The organism is Bacillus sp. VA15 (assembly GCF_055721145.1).
Genome location: NZ_JBVQPQ010000006.1, coordinates 124,071 through 150,233, shown reverse-complemented (window position 1 = coordinate 150,233; position 26,163 = coordinate 124,071). Strand labels below are relative to the sequence as shown.

Annotated in this window: 30 protein-coding genes and 1 pseudogene; 24 read left to right on the top strand and 7 right to left on the bottom strand. The window is 45.1% G+C overall.

The annotated features are described in order from the left end of the window. Positions 1-9: 9 nt before the first annotated feature. The 3 genes from AC0DBE_RS15940 (at position 10) to yunB (ending at position 2,611) form a co-directional block, all read left to right on the top strand. Positions 10-1,398 (top strand): bifunctional metallophosphatase/5'-nucleotidase, encoded by a 1,389-nt coding sequence (locus tag AC0DBE_RS15940; RefSeq protein WP_472962847.1) that lies wholly within the window; start codon positions 10-12, stop codon positions 1,396-1,398. Between the two features lie 64 nt (positions 1,399-1,462). Further along, a complete protein-coding gene (locus AC0DBE_RS15935; protein ID WP_014115042.1) occupies positions 1,463-1,768 on the top strand; it encodes a YunC family protein in 306 nt (101 codons plus the stop codon). Between the two features lie 69 nt (positions 1,769-1,837). Further along, a complete protein-coding gene (gene yunB, locus AC0DBE_RS15930) occupies positions 1,838-2,611 on the top strand; it encodes a sporulation protein YunB (RefSeq protein WP_041521060.1) in 774 nt (257 codons plus the stop codon). A 27-nt stretch (positions 2,612-2,638) separates the two neighbouring features. Here yunB and lytH read toward each other — a convergent pair whose 3' ends face one another. Beyond that, positions 2,639-3,619: an L-Ala--D-Glu endopeptidase gene (lytH, locus tag AC0DBE_RS15925; protein ID WP_061188009.1), complete on the bottom strand. Its 981-nt coding sequence runs from the start codon at positions 3,617-3,619 to the stop codon at positions 2,639-2,641. A gap of 234 nt (positions 3,620-3,853) precedes the next feature. Here lytH and lipA point away from each other — a divergent pair, with 234 nt between their 5' ends. Next, positions 3,854-4,750 (top strand): lipoyl synthase, encoded by an 897-nt coding sequence (gene lipA, locus AC0DBE_RS15920; protein WP_003222888.1) that lies wholly within the window; start codon positions 3,854-3,856, stop codon positions 4,748-4,750. A 15-nt stretch (positions 4,751-4,765) separates the two neighbouring features. Here the strand turns inward: lipA and AC0DBE_RS15915 are convergent, their stop codons facing one another. Further along, entirely contained in the window at positions 4,766-5,401 is a 636-nt protein-coding gene (locus AC0DBE_RS15915; protein WP_472962843.1) for a YhcN/YlaJ family sporulation lipoprotein, read from the bottom strand. A gap of 113 nt (positions 5,402-5,514) precedes the next feature. Between AC0DBE_RS15915 and AC0DBE_RS15910 the strand changes: the two genes are divergently transcribed. The 3 genes from AC0DBE_RS15910 to nucF are packed head-to-tail and all read left to right on the top strand — an operon-like array spanning position 5,515 to position 7,047. Beyond that, positions 5,515-5,790: a YutD family protein gene (locus tag AC0DBE_RS15910; protein ID WP_003228682.1), complete on the top strand. Its 276-nt coding sequence runs from the start codon at positions 5,515-5,517 to the stop codon at positions 5,788-5,790. A 23-nt stretch (positions 5,791-5,813) separates the two neighbouring features. Next, complete coding sequence (locus tag AC0DBE_RS15905; RefSeq protein ID WP_014115038.1) at positions 5,814-6,248, top strand: DUF86 domain-containing protein; 435 nt, start codon at positions 5,814-5,816, stop codon at positions 6,246-6,248. Between the two features lie 28 nt (positions 6,249-6,276). Continuing rightward, complete coding sequence (gene nucF / locus AC0DBE_RS15900) at positions 6,277-7,047, top strand: 5' nucleotidase NucF (RefSeq protein WP_090557146.1); 771 nt, start codon at positions 6,277-6,279, stop codon at positions 7,045-7,047. A 25-nt stretch (positions 7,048-7,072) separates the two neighbouring features. Here the strand turns inward: nucF and AC0DBE_RS15895 are convergent, their stop codons facing one another. After that, on the bottom strand, positions 7,073-7,573 hold the full coding sequence (locus AC0DBE_RS15895; RefSeq protein WP_014115036.1) for a phosphatidylglycerophosphatase A family protein: 501 nt from the start codon (positions 7,571-7,573) through the stop codon (positions 7,073-7,075). Positions 7,574-7,725: 152 nt separating this feature from the next. Between AC0DBE_RS15895 and cotNH the strand changes: the two genes are divergently transcribed. From cotNH to AC0DBE_RS15870, 5 genes are all read left to right on the top strand, one after another. Then, a complete protein-coding gene (gene cotNH, locus AC0DBE_RS15890) occupies positions 7,726-8,754 on the top strand; it encodes a spore coat-associated protein CotNH (RefSeq protein ID WP_242734452.1) in 1,029 nt (342 codons plus the stop codon). A 167-nt stretch (positions 8,755-8,921) separates the two neighbouring features. Next, positions 8,922-10,223, top strand: coding sequence for a homoserine dehydrogenase (locus AC0DBE_RS15885; RefSeq protein ID WP_061188012.1), 1,302 nt, complete (start codon positions 8,922-8,924; stop codon positions 10,221-10,223). Further along, a complete protein-coding gene (gene thrC, locus AC0DBE_RS15880; protein WP_061188082.1) occupies positions 10,223-11,281 on the top strand; it encodes a threonine synthase in 1,059 nt (352 codons plus the stop codon). Before AC0DBE_RS15885 ends, thrC begins: the two co-directional genes overlap by 1 nt. Continuing rightward, on the top strand, positions 11,278-12,207 hold the full coding sequence (gene thrB, locus AC0DBE_RS15875) for a homoserine kinase (protein WP_072565215.1): 930 nt from the start codon (positions 11,278-11,280) through the stop codon (positions 12,205-12,207). The genes thrC and thrB overlap by 4 nt, the downstream gene beginning before the upstream one ends. Before the next feature lie 108 nt (positions 12,208-12,315). Beyond that, the gene (locus AC0DBE_RS15870) at positions 12,316-14,289 is read left to right on the top strand and encodes a S9 family peptidase (protein ID WP_472962838.1); all 1,974 of its coding nucleotides are present in this window, start codon (positions 12,316-12,318) and stop codon (positions 14,287-14,289) included. Positions 14,290-14,330: 41 nt separating this feature from the next. Here AC0DBE_RS15870 and AC0DBE_RS15865 read toward each other — a convergent pair whose 3' ends face one another. Next, complete coding sequence (locus AC0DBE_RS15865; protein ID WP_171017000.1) at positions 14,331-14,666, bottom strand: NifU family protein; 336 nt, start codon at positions 14,664-14,666, stop codon at positions 14,331-14,333. A 98-nt stretch (positions 14,667-14,764) separates the two neighbouring features. Here AC0DBE_RS15865 and AC0DBE_RS15860 point away from each other — a divergent pair, with 98 nt between their 5' ends. Continuing rightward, positions 14,765-15,091, top strand: a complete 327-nt coding sequence (locus AC0DBE_RS15860) for a YuzD family protein (protein ID WP_072182293.1) — start codon at positions 14,765-14,767, stop codon at positions 15,089-15,091. A 223-nt stretch (positions 15,092-15,314) separates the two neighbouring features. On the opposite strand, the gene AC0DBE_RS15855 is transcribed toward AC0DBE_RS15860, so the two are convergent. After that, positions 15,315-16,382 (bottom strand): NAD(P)/FAD-dependent oxidoreductase, encoded by a 1,068-nt coding sequence (locus AC0DBE_RS15855; protein ID WP_061188016.1) that lies wholly within the window; start codon positions 16,380-16,382, stop codon positions 15,315-15,317. Between the two features lie 262 nt (positions 16,383-16,644). On the opposite strand from AC0DBE_RS15855, the gene AC0DBE_RS15850 reads away from it, so the two are divergent. The 7 genes and pseudogenes from AC0DBE_RS15850 (at position 16,645) to paiB (ending at position 21,393) form a co-directional block, all read left to right on the top strand. After that, positions 16,645-16,881, top strand: coding sequence for a YuzB family protein (locus AC0DBE_RS15850; RefSeq protein ID WP_003222913.1), 237 nt, complete (start codon positions 16,645-16,647; stop codon positions 16,879-16,881). 138 nt (positions 16,882-17,019) lie between these two features. After that, positions 17,020-18,240, top strand: coding sequence for a NupC/NupG family nucleoside CNT transporter (locus tag AC0DBE_RS15845; protein ID WP_472962834.1), 1,221 nt, complete (start codon positions 17,020-17,022; stop codon positions 18,238-18,240). A gap of 122 nt (positions 18,241-18,362) precedes the next feature. After that, positions 18,363-19,217, top strand: a complete 855-nt coding sequence (gene dapF, locus AC0DBE_RS15840; protein ID WP_061188017.1) for a diaminopimelate epimerase — start codon at positions 18,363-18,365, stop codon at positions 19,215-19,217. A 78-nt stretch (positions 19,218-19,295) separates the two neighbouring features. Further along, positions 19,296-19,658, top strand: a complete 363-nt coding sequence (locus tag AC0DBE_RS15835) for a HesB/IscA family protein (protein WP_003222918.1) — start codon at positions 19,296-19,298, stop codon at positions 19,656-19,658. A gap of 347 nt (positions 19,659-20,005) precedes the next feature. Continuing rightward, a pseudogene (locus tag AC0DBE_RS15830) lies at positions 20,006-20,150 on the top strand (MarR family transcriptional regulator); the annotation flags it as partial. A gap of 77 nt (positions 20,151-20,227) precedes the next feature. Next, the gene (gene paiA, locus AC0DBE_RS15825; RefSeq protein WP_472962831.1) at positions 20,228-20,746 is read left to right on the top strand and encodes a spermidine/spermine N(1)-acetyltransferase; all 519 of its coding nucleotides are present in this window, start codon (positions 20,228-20,230) and stop codon (positions 20,744-20,746) included. Between the two features lie 23 nt (positions 20,747-20,769). Next, the gene (gene paiB / locus AC0DBE_RS15820; protein WP_472962830.1) at positions 20,770-21,393 is read left to right on the top strand and encodes a protease synthase/sporulation negative transcriptional regulator PaiB; all 624 of its coding nucleotides are present in this window, start codon (positions 20,770-20,772) and stop codon (positions 21,391-21,393) included. A 72-nt stretch (positions 21,394-21,465) separates the two neighbouring features. On the opposite strand, the gene guaC is transcribed toward paiB, so the two are convergent. After that, positions 21,466-22,446 (bottom strand): GMP reductase, encoded by a 981-nt coding sequence (guaC, locus tag AC0DBE_RS15815; protein WP_014115023.1) that lies wholly within the window; start codon positions 22,444-22,446, stop codon positions 21,466-21,468. Positions 22,447-22,723: 277 nt separating this feature from the next. On the opposite strand from guaC, the gene AC0DBE_RS15810 reads away from it, so the two are divergent. Further along, positions 22,724-22,864, top strand: a complete 141-nt coding sequence (locus tag AC0DBE_RS15810; RefSeq protein ID WP_003220614.1) for a hypothetical protein — start codon at positions 22,724-22,726, stop codon at positions 22,862-22,864. A gap of 38 nt (positions 22,865-22,902) precedes the next feature. Here the strand turns inward: AC0DBE_RS15810 and yumC are convergent, their stop codons facing one another. After that, the gene (yumC, locus tag AC0DBE_RS15805; RefSeq protein WP_003220618.1) at positions 22,903-23,901 is read right to left on the bottom strand and encodes a ferredoxin--NADP reductase 2; all 999 of its coding nucleotides are present in this window, start codon (positions 23,899-23,901) and stop codon (positions 22,903-22,905) included. A 331-nt stretch (positions 23,902-24,232) separates the two neighbouring features. Between yumC and AC0DBE_RS15800 the strand changes: the two genes are divergently transcribed. From AC0DBE_RS15800 to AC0DBE_RS15790, 3 genes are all read left to right on the top strand, one after another. Continuing rightward, positions 24,233-25,453: an NAD(P)/FAD-dependent oxidoreductase gene (locus AC0DBE_RS15800; protein WP_041521058.1), complete on the top strand. Its 1,221-nt coding sequence runs from the start codon at positions 24,233-24,235 to the stop codon at positions 25,451-25,453. Between the two features lie 173 nt (positions 25,454-25,626). Then, a complete protein-coding gene (locus AC0DBE_RS15795; RefSeq protein ID WP_003220621.1) occupies positions 25,627-25,770 on the top strand; it encodes a YuiA family protein in 144 nt (47 codons plus the stop codon). Between the two features lie 52 nt (positions 25,771-25,822). Beyond that, entirely contained in the window at positions 25,823-26,143 is a 321-nt protein-coding gene (locus AC0DBE_RS15790; protein ID WP_014115020.1) for a YuiB family protein, read from the top strand. Positions 26,144-26,163 lie beyond the last annotated feature (20 nt).

The following is a 26,163-nucleotide window of genomic DNA, read 5'->3' as shown; positions in this document are numbered from 1 at the left end:
AGAGATAATATGAAGGAGAAGCTCCGCTTATATCATACAAATGATTTGCACAGCCATTTTGAAAACTGGCCGAAAATTGTAGATTATATCGAGCAGAAAAGAAAAGAGCATCAAGCAGACAGCGAAGAGACGCTCGTTTTTGATATTGGCGATCATCTTGATCGTTTTCAATTCGTGACAGAGGCGACTTTCGGAAAAGCGAATGTCGATCTCTTAAACCGTCTTCACATTGATGGAGCGGTGATCGGCAATAACGAAGGGATTACGCTTCCGCATGATGAGCTCGCAGCCTTATATGATCATGCTGAATTTCCCGTTATCGTCTCTAATCTATATGACAAAAACGGAAGCCGTCCGTCCTGGGCGGTTCCTTACCATATCAAAACATTGAAAAACGGTATGTCCATTGCTTTTTTAGGTGTAACTGTGCCGTATTATCCCGTTTATGACAAGCTGGGATGGACAGTAACCGATGCTTTTGAAAGCATAAAAGCAACCATTCAGGAAGTGAAAGGGCAGGCTGATATCATCGTTCTGCTGTCACATTTAGGCATCCTAGATGATCAGGCAATGGCTGAAGCGGTACCTGAGATTGATGTAATCCTCGAATCGCACACCCATCATTTGCTTGAAGATGGACAAGTGGTAAACGGCGTGTTGCTTGCCAGCGCCGAGAAATACGGGCATTATGTCGGCTGTGTAGAAATCACGGTGGACAGCATACAGCGAAGCATCATCAGCAAAACAGCGTCTGTGCAAAACATGGCGGAATGGACAGGAGAATCAGCAGAAACAAAAGCGTTTCTCAAAGAAAAAGAACGTGAAGCCGAGGATAAGCTGTCCGATGCTGTTGCGGAGCTTGCGCAAGATGCCGAGGTGAAGTGGTTTGAAGAATCAGAGCTGCCTTTGCTTTTGGCGTACGCGTTAAAGGAATGGTGCGGGACGGACATCAGTATGGTGAATTCCGGTGTCATTCTCGGTCCGCTGAAAGCGGGTCCTGTGACGAAGCTGGATCTGCACCGCATCTGCCCTCATCCGATCAACCCGGTGGCTGTCCGACTGACGGGAGAAGAATTGAAAGAGACCATTGTCCATGCCGCTTCAGAACAAATGGAGCAGCTCCGGATCAAAGGTCTCGGCTTCCGCGGAGAAGTAATGGGAAAAATGGTGTACGCGGGTGTTGCTGTAGAAACGAAACGGCTGGATGACGGAATCACGCATGTCACACGAATCACGCTGAACGGGGAAGAGATTGAAAAACATAAACAATACTCTGTTGCGGTGCTTGACATGTTTACCCTCGGCAGACTGTTTCCGATCATCCGTGACGCCGCAGAAAAAGAATATTTTATGCCGGAGTTTTTGCGGGATCTGCTCGCTTGGAAGCTCGCGCAATAAGAAGGTCAGCCCACAACAAGCTGTGCCCTTCATCATAAAGTGATGAATGAAGGGAGTGGTTGACGTGGTAAATCTGACACCAATCATGATAGAAGGACAGCCTTTTACAGCTGTGACAGTGAAGCTTCCAAAAACGAATTTTATGGCTGTCACAAATGAGCACGGATACATTATGTGCGGCGCGCTTGATGTGGCGCTGCTGAATGAAAAATTAAAGGAGCGGGGCATTGTGGCGGGGCGCGCAGTTGGTGTACGCACCATTGACCAGCTATTAGACGCACCTTTAGAATCCGTCACGTACGCCGCGGAAGATCTCGGCATTCATGCCGGCATGAGCGGCAGAGCAGCGCTTTTGAAAATGGTGAAATAAAAATTTGGCCCGGCTATTACTATGTCCCCTCTTACAAGCATACATTGTGATATGTAAGGGGGGATTTTCTTGCCAAGATATCGCGGCCCTTTTCGCAAGAGAGGACCTTTGCCTTTCCGGTACGTGATGCTTCTGTCAGTTGTCTTTTTTATCCTGTCAACAACAGTCAGCCTTTGGATGATCAATGGCTCGATCAAACCTGTTTTAATGGATATCGGCGAGATGGAAACGAAGCGTATAGCGACAGAGGTGATCCAGGATTCGATTGAGGATTATATGTCTGACAGTGAAAATATGAAAGATATGTTTCAAATGAATTCTGATGAAAACGGAAACTTAACGACAATCGATTTTAATACACAGGTTGTAAATAGTGTAAAAACAAAAGTGACAAAGCAGCTTCAGGCTCATCTAAAAGAGATGGAAACCCACTCCGGACACAGCGGCGCCAGTGAAAATATTATGATCAACATTCCGCTGGGACAGGTAACCGGCAACAGCCTCCTCGGAAACCTAGGGCCGAAAATCCCAGTCCGGTTCAATTTGATCGGTGACGCTTTTACAGATGTCAAAACCAAAATCAAGCCATATGGCATAAATAATGCACTTATTGATATCAGCATCTTTGTCGAAATTAAAGTGAAGGTCATCATTCCGTTTGCAAGCAAAACCGCTGTCGTCACAAATAATGTTCCTGTATCGATTAAAGCAGTGCAGGGCGAAGTGCCCCAGTTTTATAACGGAAGCGGCGGCTCAGGTGTCACGCCTTCTGTCCAGCTCCCAAGCAGCAAAGATGAGGACAGTGCCGAATCGGAATCGAAAAATGAAAAAAGCAGCAAATAAGCCGCCCGTTGAAGAGGCGGCTTTTCGTTATTTCTTTTTTTTGTATTCATATCGCTCCCACGCTCTCAAGTGCGGGTATGGATCAAACGACCATTCGGTTTTTCCGTTATCTTTGTACATGCCGTAGTGAAGATGCGGTGGGAACTTTCCAGCTGTTCCCGGCGGGCCGTATCCTGAGCTGCCGACTGATCCGATCACTTGGCCGGGCTCAACGATCTGTCCTGTTTTAATCCCTTTGGCAAACCCATTGAGATGGGCAAAATAATGATACGTATTGTTAATGTCTCTGATGCCGATTCTCCATCCTCCGAAGCGGTTCCAGCCCTTCATTTCAACTATGCCGTAACAGGTAGATTTGACAGGAAGGCCATAATGGGCAAAGATATCCGTGCCTTCATGAATCCGTCTTCCTCCGAAGCCGCGGGCATCTCCCCACGTGCTGCGATAGCTGTAATCGGTTCTGATCGGAAGCGGAAACGCATGCTCGCCCAGATCAATATGGCCGTAAGCTTTAAACAGCTTCATGAATTCAGATATGATCCCGACTGTCTGATCGCGTCGGTAATAATTCCAAAGCCCGATACGGATGTTGCCCTCATCTGTGCCATACGACAGCAAGTATTGGCTGAATGTATACAAAATATCTTCATCATTGCTGACCTCGGCTTTTCCGTCTCCGTCACCATCCATCCCAATCCCATCAAATACTTTGATGCTTAACGGTGCATCGTCTTTCGGATTCGGGTTTTCAGGCCCGCTCCAGATTTCATCCGGTATATAGATGCTGATGATTCCCGCTTTGTCAGGCAGATCTTTTCGGTTACTCCGCACATTTTCCTCGTACTGGTCTACTGCGGCGAGCGCATACCAAGGAATCTGCGTCACAGCCTCGACTTTATGATATAATTCCATCCGTTTCGACAGCACTGGATCTGAAAGCTTTTTTCCAGACGCAGAAGGCTCAAACGCAAACAAAAGGAGAAGAAGAGCGGATAACAAAACTTTCACAAAATAATCTCCTTTCATATTGAATACACATAGTTTGCGGCAAGCCGGCTTAAAAATGTCAGTAATCATCTTCCCTTGTCGAGAAATTTTTCCTATGTTAAAGTGTCTAAAGAAAAGACTTTCTTTAGTTAGAAAAACATTATTTTTGTTGCAGAAATAAAACCTGCACCTTTCTCGTTTTCAGAATGTTTCGTGTCAGAAATTGAGTATATTGGATATTGGAGATGATGGGAATTGGCAAAGAAAGACGAACACCTCAGAAAGCCCGAATGGCTCAAAATCAAATTAAACACAAATGAAAACTATACAGGGCTTAAAAAACTCATGCGTGAAAACAACCTGCATACCGTATGCGAAGAAGCAAAGTGTCCGAATATTCATGAATGCTGGGCGGTCAGACGTACAGCTACATTTATGATTTTAGGTTCCGTTTGTACAAGAGCATGCCGTTTCTGTGCTGTCAAAACGGGCCTTCCGACTGAGCTAGATCTGCAAGAGCCGGAACGCGTAGCGGATTCTGTCGCGCTTATGAATCTGAAACACGCGGTCATTACGGCTGTTGCGCGTGACGACCAGAAAGACGGCGGGGCAGGCATTTTTGCGGAAACTGTCCGTGCGATCCGCAGAAAAAGCCCGTTCACAACAATTGAGGTGCTGCCGTCTGATATGGGCGGAAACTATGATAACCTGAAAACCTTGATGGATACACGCCCAGACATCCTGAATCACAATATCGAAACGGTTCGCCGCCTGACGCCAAGAGTCCGCGCGCGTGCGACGTACGACCGTTCGTTGGAATTTTTGCGCCGTGCGAAAGAAATGCAACCTGACATTCCGACAAAATCAAGCATCATGATCGGACTCGGCGAAACGAAGGAAGAAATTATTGAAGTCATGGACGACCTCTTGGCAAACAACGTGGATATTATGGCAATCGGCCAATATCTGCAGCCGACGAAGAAACATTTGAAAGTTCAAAAGTACTATCACCCTGATGAATTTGCAGAATTAAAGGAAATCGCGATGCAAAAAGGCTTCAGCCACTGCGAAGCCGGCCCGCTTGTCCGTTCTTCTTACCATGCGGATGAACAAGTGAACGAAGCATCTAAAAAGCGCCAAGCACAAGCATAATGCCAAAACGCCAGATCATCTGGCGTTTTTGTCATTCCTATCGGTTTTCATGTCCTGTCGGGTTTCTCCGTTGGCATTTTCATTCTCTGAGACGGGGCTTCCTTGCGGGGAGGTTTTCATTTCTTGAATCGTCCCCGACATGATTTCTCTGATATCCCTTGAACCAGAGCCGAGATTGCTGAAATTTTCGATCGACTGCATATGGTTTGGATTATCAGAAATATACACATGATAGTATCGCGGTATTACAGAAGCCGCCGTTTTTTTCACCTGATCGGCGGTCAGCCCGCGGTTTTTAGAATCGGTTTTGTATACGACAAGCGCTTCTTGATCGGTGACCAATGTTGCAGCATCTTGAATATGGGGGAGCTGAACCGTTAAACTTGATATGTTGTGAGCGGTTTCTTCCCGGTTCATTACCGGCGTTTTCTGCTGTTCGCCGTCAAATTGTTCTTTTTGATAGCGGACATAGCCAAATTGTTCGTTCTCATCATGCCGGTTAAAAGCCTCGTTGCGGTCAGACACATGAATGGGTCTGGTTTGATTCTGCGCCTGATTTCGGACATTTTGCCCGGCATTGTCCAATCCTGCGCCTCCGCACCCGGATAAAAGCCCGGTCAACAGGCAGAGGCTGACAGCAGTTCGTTTCATTTGTAAATCCCTCCTCATGTGTAGGGTAGCCAAATCGCATGATTTATTCTTTAGCAATTGATGGGGACGGGGCAATGAATTATGATAGGAATGAGTGAAAAAGAGGTGAGATCATGATTCTTATTCAAAATGCCGAATTTGAATTGGTGCACAATTTTAAAGACGGCTTCAATGAAGAGGCTTTTAAAGCCCGTTACTCCGATATTTTAAATAAATACGATTATATTGTGGGAGACTGGGGATACGGTCAGCTCAGGCTCAAGGGCTTCTTTGACGACCAGAATCAAAAGGCAACCTTCGAAACGAAAATCAGCACATTAGATGAATACATTTACGAATACTGCAATTTCGGCTGTGCGTATTTTGTCTTGAAACGGATCAGAAAATAAACATACACAAAGGGGATGCTGTCATGTATTTTGTTGACAGAAACAAGATCGAGCAAACACTCAGGTTCTATGAGCACCAGCTGGCGCTTTTTAACTCACAAACAGACTGGCAGTCTGAAATCGGGGGACCGGCGCTTCAGCGTATAGGCCATTTGTTAATCGAATGCATCCTGGATACAGGCAATGACATGATTGACGGTTTTATTATGCGGGACCCGGGCAGCTATGATGACATTATGGACATACTTGTTGATGAAAAAGTTGTCACGGAACAAGAGGGAAGTGAGCTCAAGCAATTGATCGCCTACCGCAAAACATTAGTTCAGCAGTACCTGCTCGCTGACAGCGCCGAGCTTTACAGGCTGATCACGGCACATCAGACAGCTCTGCAAGACTTCCCGCAACGGATCAGAAGCTACTTGGAAACAGAGCTTGGCCCTGTTTCTGCGTTTAAATAACAACTGGAAAGCCACAGGAGTGTTGGAAATGAAAACATATAAAGGGTATTTAATTGATTTAGACGGAACGATGTACAATGGCACGGAAAAAATCGAGGAAGCGTGTGAATTTGTCAGAACGCTGAATGATCGCGGAGTTCCTTATCTTTTCGTGACAAACAACTCTTCGCGCACACCGAAGCAGGTGGCGGACAAGCTCGTGTCTTTTGATATTCCCGCAACAGAAGAGCAGGTCTTCACGACCAGCATGGCGACTGCCCAGCATATCGCTCAGCAGAAAAAAGACGCGTCTGTATATGTGATCGGGGAAGAAGGAATCCGCCAGGCAATTGAAGAAAATGGCCTGACGTTTGGCGGGGAAAACGCGGATTTTGTCGTTGTCGGTATTGACCGTTCCATTACATACGAAAAATTTGCTGTCGGCTGCCTGGCAATCAGAAATGGTGCCCGCTTTATTTCCACTAATGGAGATATTGCGATCCCGACTGAAAGAGGCCTTCTGCCTGGAAACGGTTCACTGACATCTGTATTAACTGTATCCACAGGCGTACAGCCGGTATTTATCGGCAAGCCGGAATCAATCATTATGGAGCAGGCGATGCGCGTTCTTGGCACGGATGTGTCCGAAACACTCATGGTCGGCGACAACTATGCGACGGACATCATGGCCGGCATTAACGCCGGTATGGATACGCTGCTCGTTCACACAGGCGTAACGAAAAGAGAGCATATGACAGACGATATGGAAAAACCGACTCACGCCATTGACTCTCTGACCGAATGGATTCCATACATTTAAAAAAGGGCGCCCGAAAAGGGTGCCCTTATTCTGTATGCCGCGCGCGGTGTGCGAGCCTGCTTGAGGCCGCGGCGGAAATCGCGCCGACGATGTCATCTAAAAAGGTATGGCATTCGCCGGTTGATTTATCATTTAAATGTTTAAGGATGCCGGGTTTTTCTTTGTCGATGTAACCGTAGTTCGTAAACCCGATTGATCCGTAAATGTTCACGATGGAAAATGCCAGAACTTCATCTACCCCATATAGGCTTTCATCTGTTTCCAGCATCGTTTGCAGCGGCTCAGACAGTTTTTTCTGCTCAGCAAGAATATCCAATTCAATGCCCGTTAAAATCGCATTTTGCACCTCGCGTTTTGCGAGAACGCGATTGACGTTCAACGTGCATTCATCAATGTTTAAATCCGGATGATATTTTTTCTGAAGAAAAAAGACAAGCTCGGCAATGTCTGATACCTCAACGCCGCGCTCCTTCATCCGTGCTCTTGCTTTTGCTTCCATCTGACTGATTTGTTCGTTTTCTGACATCAGCTTCACCCAATCTTTTTTACTAGTTTATACAAAATGTTTGAGATGTTTACGACTTTTTCTTGCGCCTTCGTCGGATTAAAATATGTATTCATAATTCCGGACGTGTATGACTACGATGTGATGAGCCCTAATTCAACAGGCAGGTGATCATTGTGAAAGGTACAATAAAAGAAAAATACGGTATTCACATTAGGCAGCTTTCCATGTACCAGCACACATATCAATGCTTTCAGACGCCGAATTCATTTTTTCTGATTGTCCCCGTTTCCCAATTCTCAGAGACAGAACTGGCAGAGCTTTATTACATGAGTCAGTATTTACAAGAACAAAGTGACCCATACGTTTCGGTTTTTATCTTTACAAAAGAAGGTGAGCTGACGTTTGAACATGAGGGGAAAACGTACGCTCTGCTGAAGGCGGCACCCCCTTTTTCAAACCGTGCGTTCTCCATTGGACAGGAGCTGGCGGAATTTCACCGAAAAGGCAGAGGGTATCCGTATGAAGTGAAGGCAGCCGGAAGAATCGGCCAGTGGAAGGATCTGTGGGGAAAACGCATTGATCAGCTGGAGGTGTTTTGGCAGCGAAAGGTTCATACCCCTCCTCACGAGCCATTCGATAAAAAAATGATTGAATCATTTCCATATTATTTAGGACTGTCAGAAAACGCGATACAATATTTAGTGGACACTGAGCTGGATGACAAGCCCCAAGTCGCAGATTCAGGAACGATATGCCATCAGCGGATGGAAAGGCATACATGGTCACCCGAATCCCTGATCAGGATTCCTGCGGATTGGGTATTTGACCACGCCTCACGCGATTTGGCTGAATATATAAGGCATACGTTTTTGCATCATAGACAAGATTTTCATCAGCAGGGTTTTCACTTTTTGCAGGAATACGAGCAAGTTACGCCGCTATCTTCGTTTTCAAAACGTCTTTTATACAGCCGCTTGCTCTTTCCGCTTCATTATTTTGAAATCGTGGAGAGCTACTACATGTCATCAGAATCAGAAAAGCATTATTATGAAGAGCAGCTTGACTTCATTCTTAGTGAGTGCGAACGCTATGAGCAATTTCTAAATACGGCGCAGGAATTCATGAACATGCGGGCGCAGAAACCGTTTGTTCCCCGCGTGAGCTGGCTCGGCAAAGGCGGAAAAATAATTAGAAAATAAAGAATCTTGTCATATCAACGGGTTAAGCGGTTACATTCATAAAATTCAGCCGATTACTGTCTTGTCAAAACAGGAGTGGGCTTATATAATGTTTGTAACTTATATGTCTGTGTTGAGTTAACAATTGTCTTTTTCGAGAGGACAATTAAAAGAAAGGTGGAGTTTTTTTGAAAGCAATTCGTGTAGGGCTTTTAGGTTTAGGTACCGTCGGAAGCGGTGTCGTTAAAATTATTCAAGACCATCAGGATAAGCTGATGCATCAGGTCGGCTGTCCGATTACGATAAAAAAAGTGCTTGTAAAAGATCTAGAGAAAAAGAGAGAAGTAGATTTGCCGAAGGAAGTGCTCACGACAGAAGTGTATGATGTCATCGATGATCCAGATGTTGATGTCGTCATCGAGGTGATCGGCGGAGTTGAGCAGACAAAACAATATTTGGTCGACGCGCTGAGATCGAAAAAGCATGTTGTCACAGCAAACAAGGATTTAATGGCTGTGTACGGTTCCGAGCTGCTTGCTGAAGCGAAGGAAAATGGCTGCGATATCTACTTTGAAGCCAGTGTTGCCGGCGGGATTCCGATTCTGCGCACGTTAGAGGAAGGCCTCTCATCAGACCGGATTACAAAGATGATGGGGATCGTGAACGGAACAACGAACTTTATCTTAACAAAAATGATCAAAGAAAAAAGCCCATACGAGGAAGTGCTCAAAGAAGCGCAAGATCTTGGCTTTGCCGAAGCAGATCCGACTTCAGACGTGGAAGGGCTTGACGCCGCACGGAAAATGGCGATATTGGCGCGCCTCGGCTTCTCGATGAATGTAGATTTGGAAGACGTCAAAGTAAAGGGGATCTCCCAAATTACAGACGAGGACATCAGCTTCAGCAAACGTCTCGGCTATACGATGAAACTGATTGGGATTGCACAGCGTGACGGCAGCAAAATTGAAGTCAGTGTTCAGCCGACACTTCTTCCTGACCACCATCCGCTTTCTGCTGTGCATAATGAGTTTAACGCCGTTTACGTATACGGAGAGGCTGTTGGTGAGACGATGTTCTACGGGCCTGGAGCCGGGAGCATGCCGACTGCGACATCCGTTGTTTCTGACCTTGTCGCGGTCATGAAAAATATGAGGCTCGGCGTAACCGGCAACAGCTTTGTTGGGCCGCAATATGAGAAAAACATGAAGTCGCCGTCTGACATTTACGCACAGCAATTTTTAAGAATTCATGTAAAAGATGAGGTCGGTTCATTCTCGAAAATTACGTCTGTGTTCTCAGAGCGGGGCGTGAGCTTTGAAAAAATCCTTCAGCTGCCGATTAAAGACCATGATGAGTTGGCAGAAATCGTGATTGTGACACACCATACATCAGAAGCTGATTTCAGTGATATTCTGCAAAACCTAAATGATTTGGAAGTCGTTCAAGAAGTCAAAAGCACATATCGTGTAGAAGGGAACGGTTGGAGCTAATGTGGAAAGGACTTATCCATCAATATAAAGATTTTTTACCTGTAACAGATCAAACACCGGCGCTTACTTTACATGAAGGAAATACACCTCTTATCCATCTGCCGAAGCTGTCTGAGCAGCTCGGAATTGAGCTTCATGTCAAAACAGAAGGTGTCAATCCTACGGGATCATTTAAAGACCGCGGAATGGTCATGGCAGTGGCGAAAGCAAAAGAAGAAGGCAACGATACGATTATGTGCGCGTCAACAGGAAACACGTCCGCTGCTGCGGCCGCTTATGCAGCCCGCGCCAACATGAAATGCATCGTCATCATCCCGAACGGAAAAATTGCGTTTGGAAAACTTGCTCAAGCTGTCATGTATGGAGCCGATATTATAGCAATTGACGGAAACTTTGACGATGCGCTTAAAATTGTCCGTTCCATCTGTGAGAAATCACCGATTGCTCTTGTCAACTCAGTCAACCCTTACCGCCTTGAAGGCCAAAAAACAGCTGCCTTTGAAGTGTGCGAGCAGCTGGGCGAAGCACCGGATGTTTTAGCGATCCCGGTCGGAAACGCAGGCAATATCTCAGCGTATTGGAAGGGCTTCAAGGAATATCATGAGAAAAACGGCACAGGCCTTCCGAAAATGCGCGGATTTGAAGCGGAAGGCTCGGCGGCAATCGTTCGCAATGAAGTAATTGAAAATCCGGAAACAATAGCAACAGCCATTCGTATCGGAAACCCGGCAAGCTGGGACAAAGCTGTAAAGGCAGCTGAGGAATCCAACGGGAAAATTGACGAAGTCACTGATGATGAAATCCTTCACGCGTATCAGCTGATCGCCCGTGAAGAAGGCGTGTTTGCAGAACCGGGATCCTGCGCTTCCATTGCTGGCGTTCTGAAACAGGTGAAATCCGGAGAAATTCCGAAAGGCAGCAAGGTCGTCGCTGTGTTAACAGGAAACGGGCTGAAAGATCCGAATACAGCAGTCGACATTTCAGAAATCAAGCCGGTCACATTGCCGACGAATGAAGACAGCATCCTTGAATATGTAAAAGGAGCGGCCCGTGTATGAACGAAGCCGACATGCTGTTCACTGTCACTGTTCCCGGAAGCACGGCTAACCTAGGCCCCGGCTTCGATTCAGTTGGAATGGCGCTCAGCAGATATTTGAAGCTGACCGTCTTTGAAAGCGACAAGTGGTCTTTTGAAGCTGAAACAGAAACAGTCGCCGGAATTCCGGCGGGTACAGATAATCTGATCTATCAAGTGGCAAAACGGACAGCAGATTTATACGGTAAAGAAATGCCGCCTGTCCATGTGAAAGTGTGGAGCGACATTCCGCTCGCACGCGGCCTTGGCAGCAGCGCCGCGGCGATTGTAGCGGCCGTTGAACTGGCTGATGAATTATGCGGCTTAAAGCTCTCTGAAGCGGACAAGCTGCATGTAGCCAGCCTTGAAGAAGGACACCCGGATAATGCGGGCGCTTCTCTCGTTGGCGGACTTGTCATTGGCCTGCATGAAGATGACGAGACACAAATGATCCGCGTCCCGGATGCTGACATTGATGTTGTCGTTGTCATTCCTTTTTACGAAGTGCTGACAAGAGACGCAAGAGACGTGCTTCCGAAGGAATTTCCATATGCCGATGCCGTAAAGGCAAGTGCCATCAGCAATATCCTCATTGCTGCGATCATGTCTAAGGATTGGCCGCTCGTCGGGAAAATCATGAAGAAGGATATGTTCCACCAGCCGTACCGGGCGATGCTTGTGCCTGAGCTGTCCAAAGTAGAACATGTCGCTGAGATGAAGGGCGCATACGGAACGGCTCTCAGCGGGGCAGGCCCGACGATTCTTGTTATGACTGAAAAAGGAAAGGGAGAAGAGCTCAAAGAACAGCTCGCGCTTCATTTCCCTCATTGTGAAGTCGACGCTTTGACCGTTCCGAAAGAGGGAAGTATAATAGAGCGAAATCCTTTATACCAAGTAAAAAGTGTATAGATCATGCCAAGCGTCCCTCAGCATCAGCGGAGGGCGCTTTTTTTCTGCTGGAGATAAAGGAGTTTTTATTTAGAAAAACGAAATAGTTGTTAAAAGGAGGAGATGAACATGAAAAAGCTGATAACCGCAGAAGACATCACAGCGATTGTCTCTGTAACCGATCCTCAATACGCCCCAGATGGCATCCGTGCCGCATATGTCCAGTCACAAGTGAATCAAGAGAAAGATTCGTATACATCAAATATATGGATCTATGAAACGAAAACAGGCAGGTCTGTTCCTTGGACACAAGGAGAAAAGCGGTGCACGGACCCAAGATGGTCTCCGGACGGGCGCACGCTTGCCTTTATTTCTGATCGTGAAGGCGATGCAGCACAGCTGTATATCATAAGTGCTGAAGGCGGGGAAGCAAGAAAACTGACTGATATCCCGTATGGCGTGTCAAAGCCAATATGGTCCCCGGATGGCGAATCGGTGCTTGTTACTGTCAGTTTAGGAGAGGGAGAAAGTATTAATGATCGAGAGAAAACGGAGCCGGACAGCTTTGAACCTGTTGAAGTTCAAGGTCTAGCCTATAAACGGGACGGCAAAGGGCTGACGAGAGGTGCGTATGCCCAGCTTGTGCTTGTCAGCGTGAAGTCTGGTAAGGTGAAGCAGCTGACAAATCACAAAGCCGATCATGGCGACCCTGCTTTTTCTCCTGACGGCAAATCGCTTGTTTTCTCAGCTAATTTGACTGAAACGGACGATGCCAGCAAGCCGCACGATGTCTGCATGATGTCGCTGGATACTGGAGATCTCAAGCAGATTACGTCTCATCGCGGCTCATTCGGACCAAGCTCATTTTCACCGGACGGAAGGTATCTTGCTTTGCTTGGACATGAAAAGGAATATCAGAATGCAACGTTCGAAAAGGCGTGGCTCTATGATATCGAACAAGACAACCTTACATGTCTGACTGAAATGCTTGACGTTCATTTAGCGGATGCGCTCATTGGAGATTCACTGATCGGAGGTGCCGAACAGCGCCCGGTTTGGACGAAAGACAGCCATGGGTTTTATGTCATCGGCACAGATCAAGGCAGTACGGGAATCTATTATATTTCGATTGAAGGCCTTGTGTATCCGATTCGTCTCGAAAAAGAGTACATCAATAGTTTTTCCATTTCACCTGACGAACAACACTTTATTGCCAGTGTGACAAAGCCGGACAGACCGAGCGAGCTTTACAGCCTCCCGCTTGGGCAGGAAGAGAAACGGCTGACTGGCGCGAATGACAAGTTTGTCGGCGAGCATACGATTTCAATACCTGAAGATATTCAATATGTCACAGAAGACGGCGTGACGGTGAACGGCTGGCTGATGAAGCCTGCACAGGCGGAAGGTGAAACCTCATATCCTCTTATTCTCAACATACACGGCGGTCCGCACATGATGTACGGGCATACATATTTTCATGAATTTCAAGTGCTGGCGGCGAAAGGATACGCAGTGGTTTATGTCAATCCGAGAGGAAGCCACGGTTACGGGCAGGAATTTGTGAATGCCGTCAGAGGAGATTATGGAGGAAAGGATTATGAGGATGTGATGCAGGCTGTGGATGAGGCTATCAAACGAGATCCGCAGATTGATCCTAAGCGGCTCGGTGTCACGGGCGGAAGTTATGGAGGATTTATGACCAACTGGATCGTTGGACAGACGAACCGCTTTAAAGCCGCTGTCACCCAGCGCTCGATTTCAAACTGGATCAGCTTTCATGGCGTCAGTGATATCGGCTATTTCTTTACAGACTGGCAGCTAGAGCATGACATGTTTGCAGACACAGAAAAGCTCTGGGACCGTTCCCCTTTAAAATACGCAGCAAACGTGGAGACACCGCTTTTGATTCTGCATGGCGAGCGAGATGACCGGTGCCCGATCGAGCAGGCGGAGCAGCTATTTATTGCTCTGAAAAAAATGGGCAAGGAAACGATGCTTGTCCGTTTTCCGAAAGCGTCGCACAATTTGTCACGCAGCGGACACCCGGTACAGCGGATCAAGCGCCTGAATTATATAAGCTCATGGTTTGATCAATATCTCTAATAAAAAAGCCAGGCTGATTAACGATCAGCCTGGCTGCTTTATTAAAAGACTTGTTCTACTTCAACGACACCCGGCACTTCTTCAAGAAGAGCGCGTTCAATTCCGGCTTTCAGCGTAATTGTTGAACTTGGGCAGCTGCCGCATGCGCCTAGAAGACGAAGCTTAACGATACCTTCATCTACGTCTACAAGCTCACAGTCACCGCCGTCACGAAGTAAAAACGGACGAAGTTTGTCCAGTACTTCCTGCACCTGTTCTTTCATTTCAACTTCAGTCATGACATTCGCTCCTTTCGTCATCATAAAACCATTATATTCAGTGTAACAATAAAAATCTATTGTTTGGTTTGCAAAGTTGCTTTCCCTATTATAGCACATTAAGACTTGAACACAAAAACGGTTTTTTTCTATAAAAACGTCTTTTGGCTCTGTATACTGAAAGAAAGGACATACATAGGGGGAAGGAGGCGTTTCCAGTGACAAAACCTGTCGTGCTCAGCGTGTACGGGGCAGAAACCGTTTGTGCAAGCTGTGTCAATATGCCGACGGCCAAGGATACATACGAGTGGCTTGAGGCTGCGCTGAAAAGAAAATATCCAAATCAGCCTTTTGCGATGCAATACATCGATATTTATGAGCCGCCTGACAATGAACTTGCAAAAGAGCTTGCGGAAAAAATCAGAAATGACGAGTATTTTTATCCGCTTGTTCTTGTAGAAGACAAAATTGTTGGTGAAGGCAATCCGAAATTAAAAGACGTTTATGAGGAAATGGAGAAGCATGGGTATACAGAAAACCGCTGACATGATCAGCGGTTCCAGCGTGTGGACAAACCCTCGCATTCGTTGTCAAGCCTGTGCGTTGGTGCTCACGAATTAAAACATTCGCTCCGCTCCAATGCTCGCCTTTCCTAGACTTCAAGGGTTTTCAAACACGCTGAAAAGATGAAAACGGCTAAAACTAAAACCGTTTTAGCCGTTTGTAATCATTTAAACCGCTGAAATGATCAGCGGTTCTTCTCTATCATTAACCGTTATGGTGTTTGTACATCCACAGCAAGCCGGATTTCAACATGCGCGGAACACGGCCGATCAGCGGGCGGTCAGCAACAAGACCGAAGCCGGCTTTTTTTCCGAGTGAACCGAGGACGCCTTTCAGCTTAAACTGCGGCATTGATTCTGGAAGGGCTTCTCCATTCCAGCGTTTTTGCAAGATTTGGACAATCTGCTCTGCTTGAGCCTCTGCCAGCTGGGCGCTCGGTGCATGAGGGAGGCTGGCGCAATCGCCGACAACGTACAGATGTTCATCACCAGGAAGATTGTGATGAGGCGTTAATACGATACGCCCTTGTGCGTCCTTTTCCACATCTAAGTCTCTGACGACTTTGTTCGGCTGTATGCCGGCTGTCCACACGATGGCGTCTGCAGAAATCGGTTCATCGTGGTTATACACAATGCCTTCTTCAACTTTTGTGATATTTGCCCTGTTAATAATGCGGACACCGTGCTCTTCGAACCAATTTTGCACATATTTGCTCAAACGCTCGGGAAAGCTTGATAAAATGAGATTACCGCGGTCGAACAGAATGATGTTCAGGTCATCACGGCTTTCTCTCAGTTCACTTGCAAGCTCAACGCCGCTTAAGCCCGCTCCGACAATGGCGACAGTGGCATTAGCGCTCAGGTTATTCAGCTTTTGATAGGTTTCGCGGGACTGGTCGATGGTTTGAATGCTGTAGGTGAATTCAGGCGCTCCCGGCACGTTGTGATATTTATCCTCGCAGCCGAGCCCGATTACAGCGTCATCGTAAGAAATCGGTTCACGATCTTGGAACAGCACTTGTTTTTGTGCAATATCAATTGATGAGATATCACCATATTGGACATCCAGGCGAGGGTGCTCTGGGAATGACACTCTGATATGATGGTCAGAAATTGTGCCTGCGGCAAGGGCATAATATTCTGTTTTCAAGCAGTGATAAGGATTTCTGTCAATTAACGTGATTGAAACATCATCAGGCAGCTGGTTTGGCAATAAGCGATGAAGAACACGCATGTTCCCGTAACCTCCGCCGATCAAGACCAATTTTTTCATTTGAATTCCCCTTTAATCCGAAGAGTATGATAGACACATTGAAGAAAATACGAACTATGTAAAATAACATCTAGAATTATATCGAATTTGATCTAAAATCACAATAATAGTTTGAAAATAACCTACAAATTAGCCTGAAAGTACAAATTAGTAAAACGTTATTCGAGTAATGATATGTTACGATAATAAATTTTGAACAATCCGTTGTCTTTGACGAATGGTGAAAAATTCGCGATAATGGACATATGTGAGGTGAAACCGCATGAATCCAATGATTGAATTTTGTGTTAGCAATCTGGCTCACGGCTCTCAGGAAGCCCGGGCGATTTTGGAGAAGGATCCAAACCTGGATGTCCTTGAATACGGCTGTTTAAGCTACTGCGGGACATGCATGGAGTCGCTTTTCGCTCTTGTAAACGGAGAAGTTGTCATGGGTGAAACGCCTGCTGAGCTTGTTGAGAATATATATACATTTATTGAAGAAAATCCAATGTTTTAAAAGAAAAGGGCCTGGGACAGGCCCTTTTTTATTTTGTCGTCCAAAAGAACTAAAAAATGTGTAGACATCAAAAAATATTATTGTTATCGTATAAAAGATATTTTTTTAAATAAAATTTTAAGAGGTGTAGGTGTATTCATGAGTGTTCTGTGGGGACTGCTCGGCGCAGTTGCGATCATTGCTATCGCGTTTTTATTTTCAGAAAAGAAAAGCAATATTAAGATAAGAACCGTCATCGTTGGTTTATGTACACAGGTGGCGTTTGGATACATCGTGTTGAAATGGGAAGCGGGACGCGCTGTTTTTTTATGGTTTTCAAGCCGTGTACAGCTTCTGATTGATTATGCGAATGAAGGCATCAGCTTTATTTTTGGACCGCTTCTGAAAGTCGGCGACAGTCCGGCATTTGCATTAAGTGTACTGCCTGTTATCATTTTCTTCTCAGCACTGATTGCAGTTTTATATCATTTGAAAATTATGCAGCTCATATTCCGTGTCATTGGCGGCGGATTGTCAAAGCTCCTTGGGACAAGCCAAACGGAATCTCTTGCGGCTGCTGCTAATATTTTTGTAGGACAATCAGAATCTCCGTTAGTGATCAAACCCCTGATAGCCGGGCTGACGCGCTCTGAATTATTCACGATTATGACGAGCGGTCTATCGGCTGTTGCGGGTTCTACCTTGTTTGGGTACGCGCTTCTCGGCATTCCGATTGAATACCTGCTTGCGGCCAGCTTTATGGCTGCTCCAGCGGGTCTTGTCTTTGGTAAACTGATTATTCCCGAAACGGAAAAGCCGCAAACCGTAAAAAGCGATTTTAATATGGATGAAGGCGAAGGCGCAGGCGCAGCCAATGTCATTGACGCAGCTGCAAAGGGAGCGTCAACAGGTCTGCAAATTGCCTTAAACGTTGGAGCGATGCTGCTTGCGTTCGTTGCATTAATCGCCGTAGTAAATGGTATTCTCGGCGGAGTTTTCGGCTTGGTCGGTTTAAAAGGCGTCACATTAGAATCCATTCTCGGTTATGTGTTTTCCCCAATCGCCTTTTTGATTGGCGTGCCATGGCATGAAGCGTTGCAGGCGGGAAGCTATATCGGCCAGAAATTGGTGTTGAATGAGTTTGTCGCTTATTCTAACTTCGGTCCGCACATCGGCGAGTTTTCTAAGAAAACCGCTACCATTATCAGTTTCGCGTTATGCGGATTCGCCAATTTTTCGTCAATTGCAATTATGCTCGGTACACTTGGCGGTTTAGCACCTAGCCGCCGTTCGGATATCGCACGCCTCGGCTTGAAGGCTGTTCTTGCGGGAACATTAGCCAATCTGCTTAGCGCAGCCATTGCCGGCATGTTTATATAAACAATAAAAGCTCCTTGCGACAGTGCAAGGAGCTTTTATGTATGAAAAACGGGGGATAATTGTATTGTGTCCGTTTATAATAGCTTTTATACTAAGAAAAAGAAAAAAAGTTGGAGGCACCTATGAACTCATTTCGATTTACCAAAATGCACGGCCTGGGAAACAGCTATATCTATGTGAATCAATTTGAAGAACAGCTTCCGGAAGAAAAACTGTCTGAGATTGCAGTTCAGGTTTCTTCTGTTTATACAGGGATCGGTTCCGACGGAATGATCCTAATATGCCCTTCAGATCAAGCGCCTGTCAAAATGCGCATTTTTAATAATGATGGGTCTGAAGGGAAAAACTGCGGCAACGGCCTGCGCTGCGTCGCAAAATATGCGTATGAGCATAAGCTGGTTGAGGAAACATCTTTTCTGATTGAAACCCTCTCCGGGCTTGTGAAAGCGGAGGTTCAAGTTGAAAACGGAAAAGTAAATGTGGTCACTGTCGATATGGGTGAACCGCGCCTGACAAAAGCCGAACTTCCGATGCTTGGCGGCGGAGAAGAGCACACGATCAATGAAACCATGACATTTGGTGAAGCTGAACTAACAGGCACTGCTGTTTCAATGGGAAATCCCCATATCGTTTTTCCGATCGCTGACATTGAACAGGCACCCTTGACGACACTGGGGCCGGTGATTGAGAAAGATCCGAGATTTCCGGAAGGCGTCAATGTGGAATTCGTCGAAACCGTGAATGAACATGAACTGCATTTCCGCGTCTGGGAACGGGGATCAGGCATAACTCAGGCATGCGGGACAGGAGCTTGTGCAGCAGCCGTCGCATCTGTGTTAAACGGCGTATCAAAACGAAATCAGGACATTACGGTGCATTTAGCAGGCGGAGATTTGGTGATTAACTGGAAAGACAACGGCCATGTGATGATGACAGGGCCGGCAGAGACCGTTTGTGAGGGTGTCTATTTCTTGTAAAACACCTTGTTTGAGAATTGGACCAATCATGTTTATAATAAAAGACAACATCCGGTTTTTAAAAGGAGGTTCACAAAGATGAGCAACCCGGTAACAATTACAGAAGCAGCAGCTTTGCATATAAAAGATATGATGAAAGAGCATGAAGAAGAAAATGCGTTTCTGCGTGTCGGCGTCAAAGGCGGCGGCTGTAGCGGCCTTTCTTACGGCATGGGCTTTGAGCATGAAAAGGGCGAATCAGACAGCATGTTTGATCAGCACGGCATTACTGTTCTTGTTGACAAGGAAAGCCTTGATATCATGAACGGTACCGTGATTGATTATAAGCAATCCATGCTCGGCGGAGGCTTCACTATCGACAATCCAAACGCCATCGCTTCATGCGGCTGCGGTTCTTCTTTTAGAACAGCGACGAATACAGGTACGCCTGAAGAGTGCTAGGCGCTACCCGATATTTCGAGATATGAATTGATCATCTCACCTGTTTCGGAGGATTGCGTGATTGCATTCCACGATTAACCGTAAGATTGTTCATGACGCTTTTCTTAGCGATAAACCATCGTTAAGGAAAGCGTTTTTTATTATGGCGTAAAATCAGAACGATCAAGAGTTATGAGAGTTTCAGCAGATAAATTTTACTTTAACTCGACCTCCTTCATCTGTATTTTTATTGTAAATGCAACAAAGTTGAGTTATATTTAACGCATGGTACTTTTATTGCATTTACAACAAAATACACGTTTGAGGAGTTGATGGTGAGAGAGATTCTTCGTGAAAGGGAGTGGTAGCAAGGGCAGTGTCTGTACCTTGTCAGAATATGTGCAAACCCAAGAGTATCAAGAAAAGTTAGCCGAAATGATATTAGTAGATCGAACAAAAGCATCTCGTACTATAAAAAAACTTTTTACAACAGAGAAAGGAAAAATGTATTTTCATTTATAAATAGAAAAGGACTGGAAATTTAGTAAACACGAGAAACTATTGATTATATAAAGGAGCGACATTTTTAAATGACGATAAATATAAAAAAGTGCAGCCGTGAAGATTTAAAAATACTCCAAGAACTTAGTATTGAAACATTCAACGATACATTTAAAGATCAGAATTCACCTGAAAATATGAAAGCCTATTTGGAAAGTGCATTTAACGCTAAACAGTTGGAAAAGGAATTATCCAATACGTCTTCACAGTTCTTTTTTGTTTATTTTAATCATGAAGTCGCTGGATATTTAAAGGTCAACACCGATGATGCTCAGTCTGAAAAAATGGGTGATGAATCACTTGAAATCGAGAGAGTTTATATAAAGAACAAATTTCAAAAACATGGGCTTGGTCAATATCTGCTGAATAAAGCTATAGAAATTGCTATAGAACGTAATAAAAAGAAAATCTGGCTAGGTGTATGGGAAAGAAATGAAAATGCCATTGCGTTTTATAAGAAAATGGGGTTTGTTCAAACTGGGGCCCACTCTTTTTATATGGGAGATGAAGAACAAACGGACTTTATTATGGCCAAAACACTCATATAACTTTTTTCGAAGGATGGATGATGATGTATATTCCAAAATATTTTAAGGTCACAAATGCGGAAGAAATTTGGAATTTTGTACAAGAAAACTCCTTTGGTACGATTGTCACAACAGAACAAGGAAAACCAATTGCCACTCATTTGCCGTTAGGATTCAATAAAAAAGGCGATCATTACTATATTACTGGGCATTTTGCTTATGGAAATTCTCAGTGGAGAACGTTTGAAGCCTGTGAAAAAGTGCTTGTCATGTTCCAGGGACCGCACGCTTATATTTCTTCTTCCTGGTATTCGCGTGAAAATGTTCCGACGTGGAATTATCAGGCTGTTCACATGTATGGAAAAGCAAGTATCCTAGAGAAAGATGAATTAGTAGAAGAATTAACAATGATGCTGGAGAAATACGAAAAACATCGTAAAAATCCTGTTTTATGGGATAAACTTTCTCCAAAACTCTTAGAAAGTGAATTGAAAGGTATCGTTGGATTTAAGATTAAGGTGGAAGACATTCAAGCAGCATATAAATTAAGCCAGAACCGAAATGAAACGGATTATATGAACATCATTGAACAGTTACAAAATGAAGAAAATCCAAATGCAAAACAAATGGCAGAACTGATGGAAAATAAATTCAAAAAGCAAATATAAGCTTACTTTGCTGAAGAAGTAGCAGAAAACGCCAACTCAAGCGGAGAACCGATGACTTGGCGTTTTTTATTTTTAATACTTATCCCCATTAAAAATCGAATTCTTCACAATCACATAATCCACATTGCGGATGGCGTCAAGTTTCGTTCCGCCTGCATAAGAAATAGAAGATTGCAGATCCTGTTCCATTTCAATCAGCGTATCCTTAATTGAGCCTTTATGTGCCACGTGCATTTTCTTGCCTTCTACATTTTTCTTTTCGCCTTTTTGGAATTCAGAGGCTGAGCCGAAGTACTCTTTGTAGAGCTTTCCGTCTTTTTCGATCGTTTGGCCTGGTGATTCTTCGTGCCCGGCAAATAGTGAACCGATCATGACCATCGTTGCGCCGAATCTGATTGATTTTGCGATGTCTCCATGTGTACGGATGCCGCCATCCGCGATAATCGGTTTGCTGGCAGCTTTGGCACACCAGCGCAGTGCCGCTAATTGCCAGCCCCCTGTGCCGAAGCCGGTTTTGATTTTCGTAATACATACTTTTCCCGGTCCGATGCCGACCTTAGTGGCATCCGCTCCAGCATTTTCAAGTTCTCTGACCGCTTCCGGCGTTCCGACATTGCCAGCAATAACAAAGCTGTCCGGCAAATGTTTTTTTAGGTGCTGAATCATTTCAATGACAGCATTTGAGTGCCCGTGGGCAATGTCTATTGTCACGTATTCAGGAGTCAGATTTTCTTCTGCCAGCTGGCAGACAAATTCATATTCCTCTTCTTTGACGCCCACGCTGATAGAAGAGAATAATCCGCGTGCGTTCATATCTTTAATAAAATCAATTCGTGTTTCAGGTTCAAATCGGTGCATCACATAAAAGTAGCCATTTTCGGCTAATTGAATTGCTAGCTTTTCATCTATAATCGTCTGCATATTGGCAGGAACGACGGGCAATTTAAATGTACGTTCGCCTAAACGTACGGATGTATCACATTCTGAACGGCTGTTTACAATGCATTTTGCAGGAATTAGCTGAATATCTTCGTAATCAAATACGTTTTCCATGTTTTTCACTCCTAAAAACGAATATTTAAAACAATAAATTATGAAATGTTCGCCTTCTATAATGTACTCTGTTTTATTTAGGATGTCAAACGTTTTTATTTGCTGGCATGTACGTTCAAGTGTCGAAGCTTGTCATGCTCGGTGAGTTTGGGTATCATAGTCTTAACGAAAAGTCTTAGAGAGCGGATTAAAACGCGAATGATATACGTTCAGCAAAGCTTGGTCGTTCAGCACCAGGCTTTCTTTATGAGATGGACATGTGAAAGGAGCGAATCAAATGACTCAAAACGAAGGAAAAACACCGAAGTCCCAAAAGATCCAAGACCGCATTATCATGACAATGATCTGGATCGTCGCAGCACTTGTGATTGCGCTGGTTATTGGAACTGCGATGAATTATATAAATATCTTCAAATAAAAAAGGAGCTGTGTCGCTGACACAAACTCCTTTTTTTATTACTTATTTTCAAAAAGACTTGTTGAGTGAAGAGGCTGTACGCGGGCTTTCGGATCCATGTAAGCTTTGGCGTTGTTCACTGCTGTCGGTGCCTCGCCGAAGCCGCTTGCGATCAGGTTGACTTTTCCTTCGTATGTGCAAATGTCACCTGCGGCAAAGAAGCCTTCGATGTTTGTTTCCATTGTTGATTTGACAACAATAGAATTTTTCTCGATGTCCAGACCCCAGTTTTTGATCGGGCCAAGAGATGAAACGAAACCGTAGTTGACGATTAAGTCATCGATTTCTAAAATCTCTTTGCGATCGCCTTTGACTTCTTCAAGCACAAGCTGTTCAATTTTGTCTTCCCCGATCAGCTCCGCAGGGACGAATGGTGTCAGGACATTAACCTTCGACGCATGAAGGTTTTCCACACTGTGCTCGTGCGCGCGGAACTTATCGCGGCGGTGAATGATGGATACTTCTTTTGCGATCGGCTCAAGCATAAGCGCCCAGTCAACCGCTGAATCTCCTCCGCCAAGGATCGCAACGCGTCTGCCGGCGAATTTTTGCAAATCGTCAACGAAGTAGTGAAGGTTTTTGCCTTCATACTGCTCGGCATTTTCAAGTTCCAGCTTTCTCGGTTTGAATGCGCCGTTTCCTGCAGTGATGATGACTGTTTTAGAATAGTGAGTTTCTTCATTTGTCACAAGCTTAAACACGCCGTCCGCTTGTTTTTCAACAGATTCAACCGCTTGCTCCAGACAAATGGTTTGGTCGAATTTCGCCATTTGCTCTTTTAGGTTATTGATAAGCTCTTGTGCGCGGATTTTCGGGAATCCCGCTACATCGTATATATATTTCTCAGGGTATAGGGCGCTAAGCTGTCCGCCGAGCTGAGGCAGGCTTTCGATAATTTTGACGCTTGCCTGTCTCATGCCTCCGTAAAAAGCGGTGAATAAGCCGACCGGTCCCCCGCCTATAATTGTAATATCATAAACCTTTGTATCCTCTCGCATACGAAAAATGCCTCCTAAATGAAAATTGTTATTAATTATACCATATTGCCGTTCAAATTGACGAGTCAGCAGAAAAAATCGTGAGTGTATCGCGTGCGCATCCATTCTTGAAAATATTTCCGCAGGCCGATACGATGATAACCAAATGATTTGATCTTTTTCTGAATGTTTCCTGGGCCAGCCGGATAAATATGATAGTAGTGCTATGCGTGAGGACTTCACAAAAAACTTTTCAATATATTTCATAAAATCCCGCCAATAAGCTGAAGCTAACACAAATGATGTTTTTATTATGCGTCTAACAAAAGCAAAAAAAGAGAAGGTGGATGTGATGGCATTGAATAAGCCCAAAATCGTGATTTTAGGTGCAGGATATGGCGGATTGATGACGGTAACTAGGCTGACAAAGTTTGTCGGGCCGAATGATGCTGATATTACGCTTGTGAATAAACACAATTATCATTATGAAACGACATGGATGCATGAAGCGAGCGCGGGTACGCTCCATCATGACCGCTGCCGTTATCAGATAAAAGATGTAATCAACCAGTCGCGGGTCAATTTTGTACAGGATACCGTAAAGGCAATCAAAACTGATGAGAAAAAAGTTGTGCTTGCGAATGGAGAGCTGCAGTACGATTATTTAGTCATCGGTCTCGGCGCGGTGCCCGAAACGTTCGGTATTAAAGGTTTGAAAGAATATGCGTTTCCGATTGCCAACATCAACACGTCGCGTCTGCTGCGGGAACATATTGAGCTGCAGTTTGCGACTTATCATACGGAAGCGGAAAAACGGCCGGACAGGTTAACGATCGTTGTAGGCGGAGCCGGATTTACGGGAATTGAATTTCTCGGCGAGCTGGCAGCCCGCGTGCCTGAGCTCTGCAAGGAGTATGACGTTGATAGGGGTCTCGTCCGCATTATTTGTGTAGAAGCAGCGCCGACCGTTTTGCCTGGCTTTGATCCTGAGCTTGTTGATTACGCCGTACATTATCTAGAGGAAAATGGAGTTGAGTTCAAGATCGGCACGGCTGTACAAGAATGTACACCGGAAGGAGTCAGAGTCGGGAAAAAAGATGAAGAACCAGAGCAAATCAAATCGCAAACCGTTGTATGGGCAGCAGGTGTCCGCGGCCATCCGATTGTGGAGGAAGCCGGTTTTGAAAATATGCGCGGCCGGGTCAAAGTCAATCCTGACCTTCGCGCACCCGGACATGACAACGTCTTCATTCTCGGTGACAGCTCGCTATTTATGAATGAAGATACGGAGCGCCCGTATCCGCCGACGGCGCAAATTGCGATGCAGCAGGGAATAACGGTTGCTAAGAATCTTGGCAGGCTCATTAAAGGCGGAGAGCTTGAGGAATTCAAGCCGGACATTAAAGGAACGGTGGCTTCTCTTGGCGAACATAACGCGGTAGGGGTCGTTTATGGCAGAAAGCTGAAAGGCACACCGGCTTCGTTTATGAAAAAAGTCATCGATAACCGCTCGCTGTTTTTGATCGGCGGACTCGGACTGACGCTAAAAAAAGGCAAGTTCAAGTTTTTCTAAAAACCCGCGGAAGCGGGTTTTCTTTATTAAAAAACGCTAAAATAAAAAGATAACGTGAGGAAAACAAGTATGTTTCCGCTTACATCAAAAGATTTGTCACATGGTCTGACTTTATTGTTGACAGTATGATATGATATATTATCAGAAAATTAAGAAAAAAGGGTGATGATCAGGTGAAAACTGCAACGACAACCGCTTCACATGCATGCCCATTTTGCTCAGGGAAAGGGTATTTTCAATTGATCCTCGGTGGTTCAGAAACTTGTCCGTCTTGCCAGGGGACAGGAAAAGACAATCATTCTTTTTCCAGCCGTTGACTTTATTTCAGCCCCCGCGTTACACTAAAAATAACGCAGGGGGTGGGATAGGTTGATTAGTCTGCCAGTCGTAATCATCTCAATTGTTTTATTTTTTGTCTTGTTTTTTGGAATCGGTTTCTTATTAAACATGCTGCTGAGAATGTCTTGGATTATGGCTGTGATTTATCCGATTGTATGCCTTTTCATTATTAGCAAGGAAAGGCTGGTCAGCTATATCCAGTCGCCGGGAGAATCCTTTGCTGGCCTGTTTCATCGTATCGTATCATTAGCGGCTGCTGATGTGCTGATTTTAGCCAGCGGTTTGGCTGGCGCCATCGTGTCCGGTATAGCGATCAACATGCTCAGAAAAAGAGGATATCAAATGTTTTAAATGCCGCTTTCTTCTAAAGA

What these genes read in the sequence shown, in the direction of transcription:
- AC0DBE_RS15940 (WP_472962847.1), top strand. Translation starts at nt 10, where the DNA reads ATGAAGGAGAAGCTCCGCTTATATCATACAAATGATTTGCACAGCCAT.
- AC0DBE_RS15915 (WP_472962843.1), bottom strand. Translation starts at nt 5,401, where the DNA reads ATGAAACGAACTGCTGTCAGCCTCTGCCTGTTGACCGGGCTTTTATCC.
- AC0DBE_RS15910 (WP_003228682.1), top strand. Translation starts at nt 5,515, where the DNA reads ATGATTCTTATTCAAAATGCCGAATTTGAATTGGTGCACAATTTTAAA.
- AC0DBE_RS15905 (WP_014115038.1), top strand. Translation starts at nt 5,814, where the DNA reads ATGTATTTTGTTGACAGAAACAAGATCGAGCAAACACTCAGGTTCTAT.
- nucF (WP_090557146.1), top strand. Translation starts at nt 6,277, where the DNA reads ATGAAAACATATAAAGGGTATTTAATTGATTTAGACGGAACGATGTAC.
- AC0DBE_RS15895 (WP_014115036.1), bottom strand. Translation starts at nt 7,573, where the DNA reads ATGTCAGAAAACGAACAAATCAGTCAGATGGAAGCAAAAGCAAGAGCA.
- thrC (WP_061188082.1), top strand. Translation starts at nt 10,223, where the DNA reads ATGTGGAAAGGACTTATCCATCAATATAAAGATTTTTTACCTGTAACA.
- thrB (WP_072565215.1), top strand. Translation starts at nt 11,278, where the DNA reads ATGAACGAAGCCGACATGCTGTTCACTGTCACTGTTCCCGGAAGCACG.
- AC0DBE_RS15870 (WP_472962838.1), top strand. Translation starts at nt 12,316, where the DNA reads ATGAAAAAGCTGATAACCGCAGAAGACATCACAGCGATTGTCTCTGTA.
- AC0DBE_RS15865 (WP_171017000.1), bottom strand. Translation starts at nt 14,666, where the DNA reads ATGTGCTATAATAGGGAAAGCAACTTTGCAAACCAAACAATAGATTTT.
- AC0DBE_RS15855 (WP_061188016.1), bottom strand. Translation starts at nt 16,382, where the DNA reads ATGAAAAAATTGGTCTTGATCGGCGGAGGTTACGGGAACATGCGTGTT.
- AC0DBE_RS15850 (WP_003222913.1), top strand. Translation starts at nt 16,645, where the DNA reads ATGAATCCAATGATTGAATTTTGTGTTAGCAATCTGGCTCACGGCTCT.
- AC0DBE_RS15845 (WP_472962834.1), top strand. Translation starts at nt 17,020, where the DNA reads ATGAGTGTTCTGTGGGGACTGCTCGGCGCAGTTGCGATCATTGCTATC.
- dapF (WP_061188017.1), top strand. Translation starts at nt 18,363, where the DNA reads ATGAACTCATTTCGATTTACCAAAATGCACGGCCTGGGAAACAGCTAT.
- AC0DBE_RS15835 (WP_003222918.1), top strand. Translation starts at nt 19,296, where the DNA reads ATGAGCAACCCGGTAACAATTACAGAAGCAGCAGCTTTGCATATAAAA.
- paiA (WP_472962831.1), top strand. Translation starts at nt 20,228, where the DNA reads ATGACGATAAATATAAAAAAGTGCAGCCGTGAAGATTTAAAAATACTC.
- paiB (WP_472962830.1), top strand. Translation starts at nt 20,770, where the DNA reads ATGTATATTCCAAAATATTTTAAGGTCACAAATGCGGAAGAAATTTGG.
- guaC (WP_014115023.1), bottom strand. Translation starts at nt 22,446, where the DNA reads ATGGAAAACGTATTTGATTACGAAGATATTCAGCTAATTCCTGCAAAA.
- AC0DBE_RS15810 (WP_003220614.1), top strand. Translation starts at nt 22,724, where the DNA reads ATGACTCAAAACGAAGGAAAAACACCGAAGTCCCAAAAGATCCAAGAC.
- yumC (WP_003220618.1), bottom strand. Translation starts at nt 23,901, where the DNA reads ATGCGAGAGGATACAAAGGTTTATGATATTACAATTATAGGCGGGGGA.
- AC0DBE_RS15800 (WP_041521058.1), top strand. Translation starts at nt 24,233, where the DNA reads ATGGCATTGAATAAGCCCAAAATCGTGATTTTAGGTGCAGGATATGGC.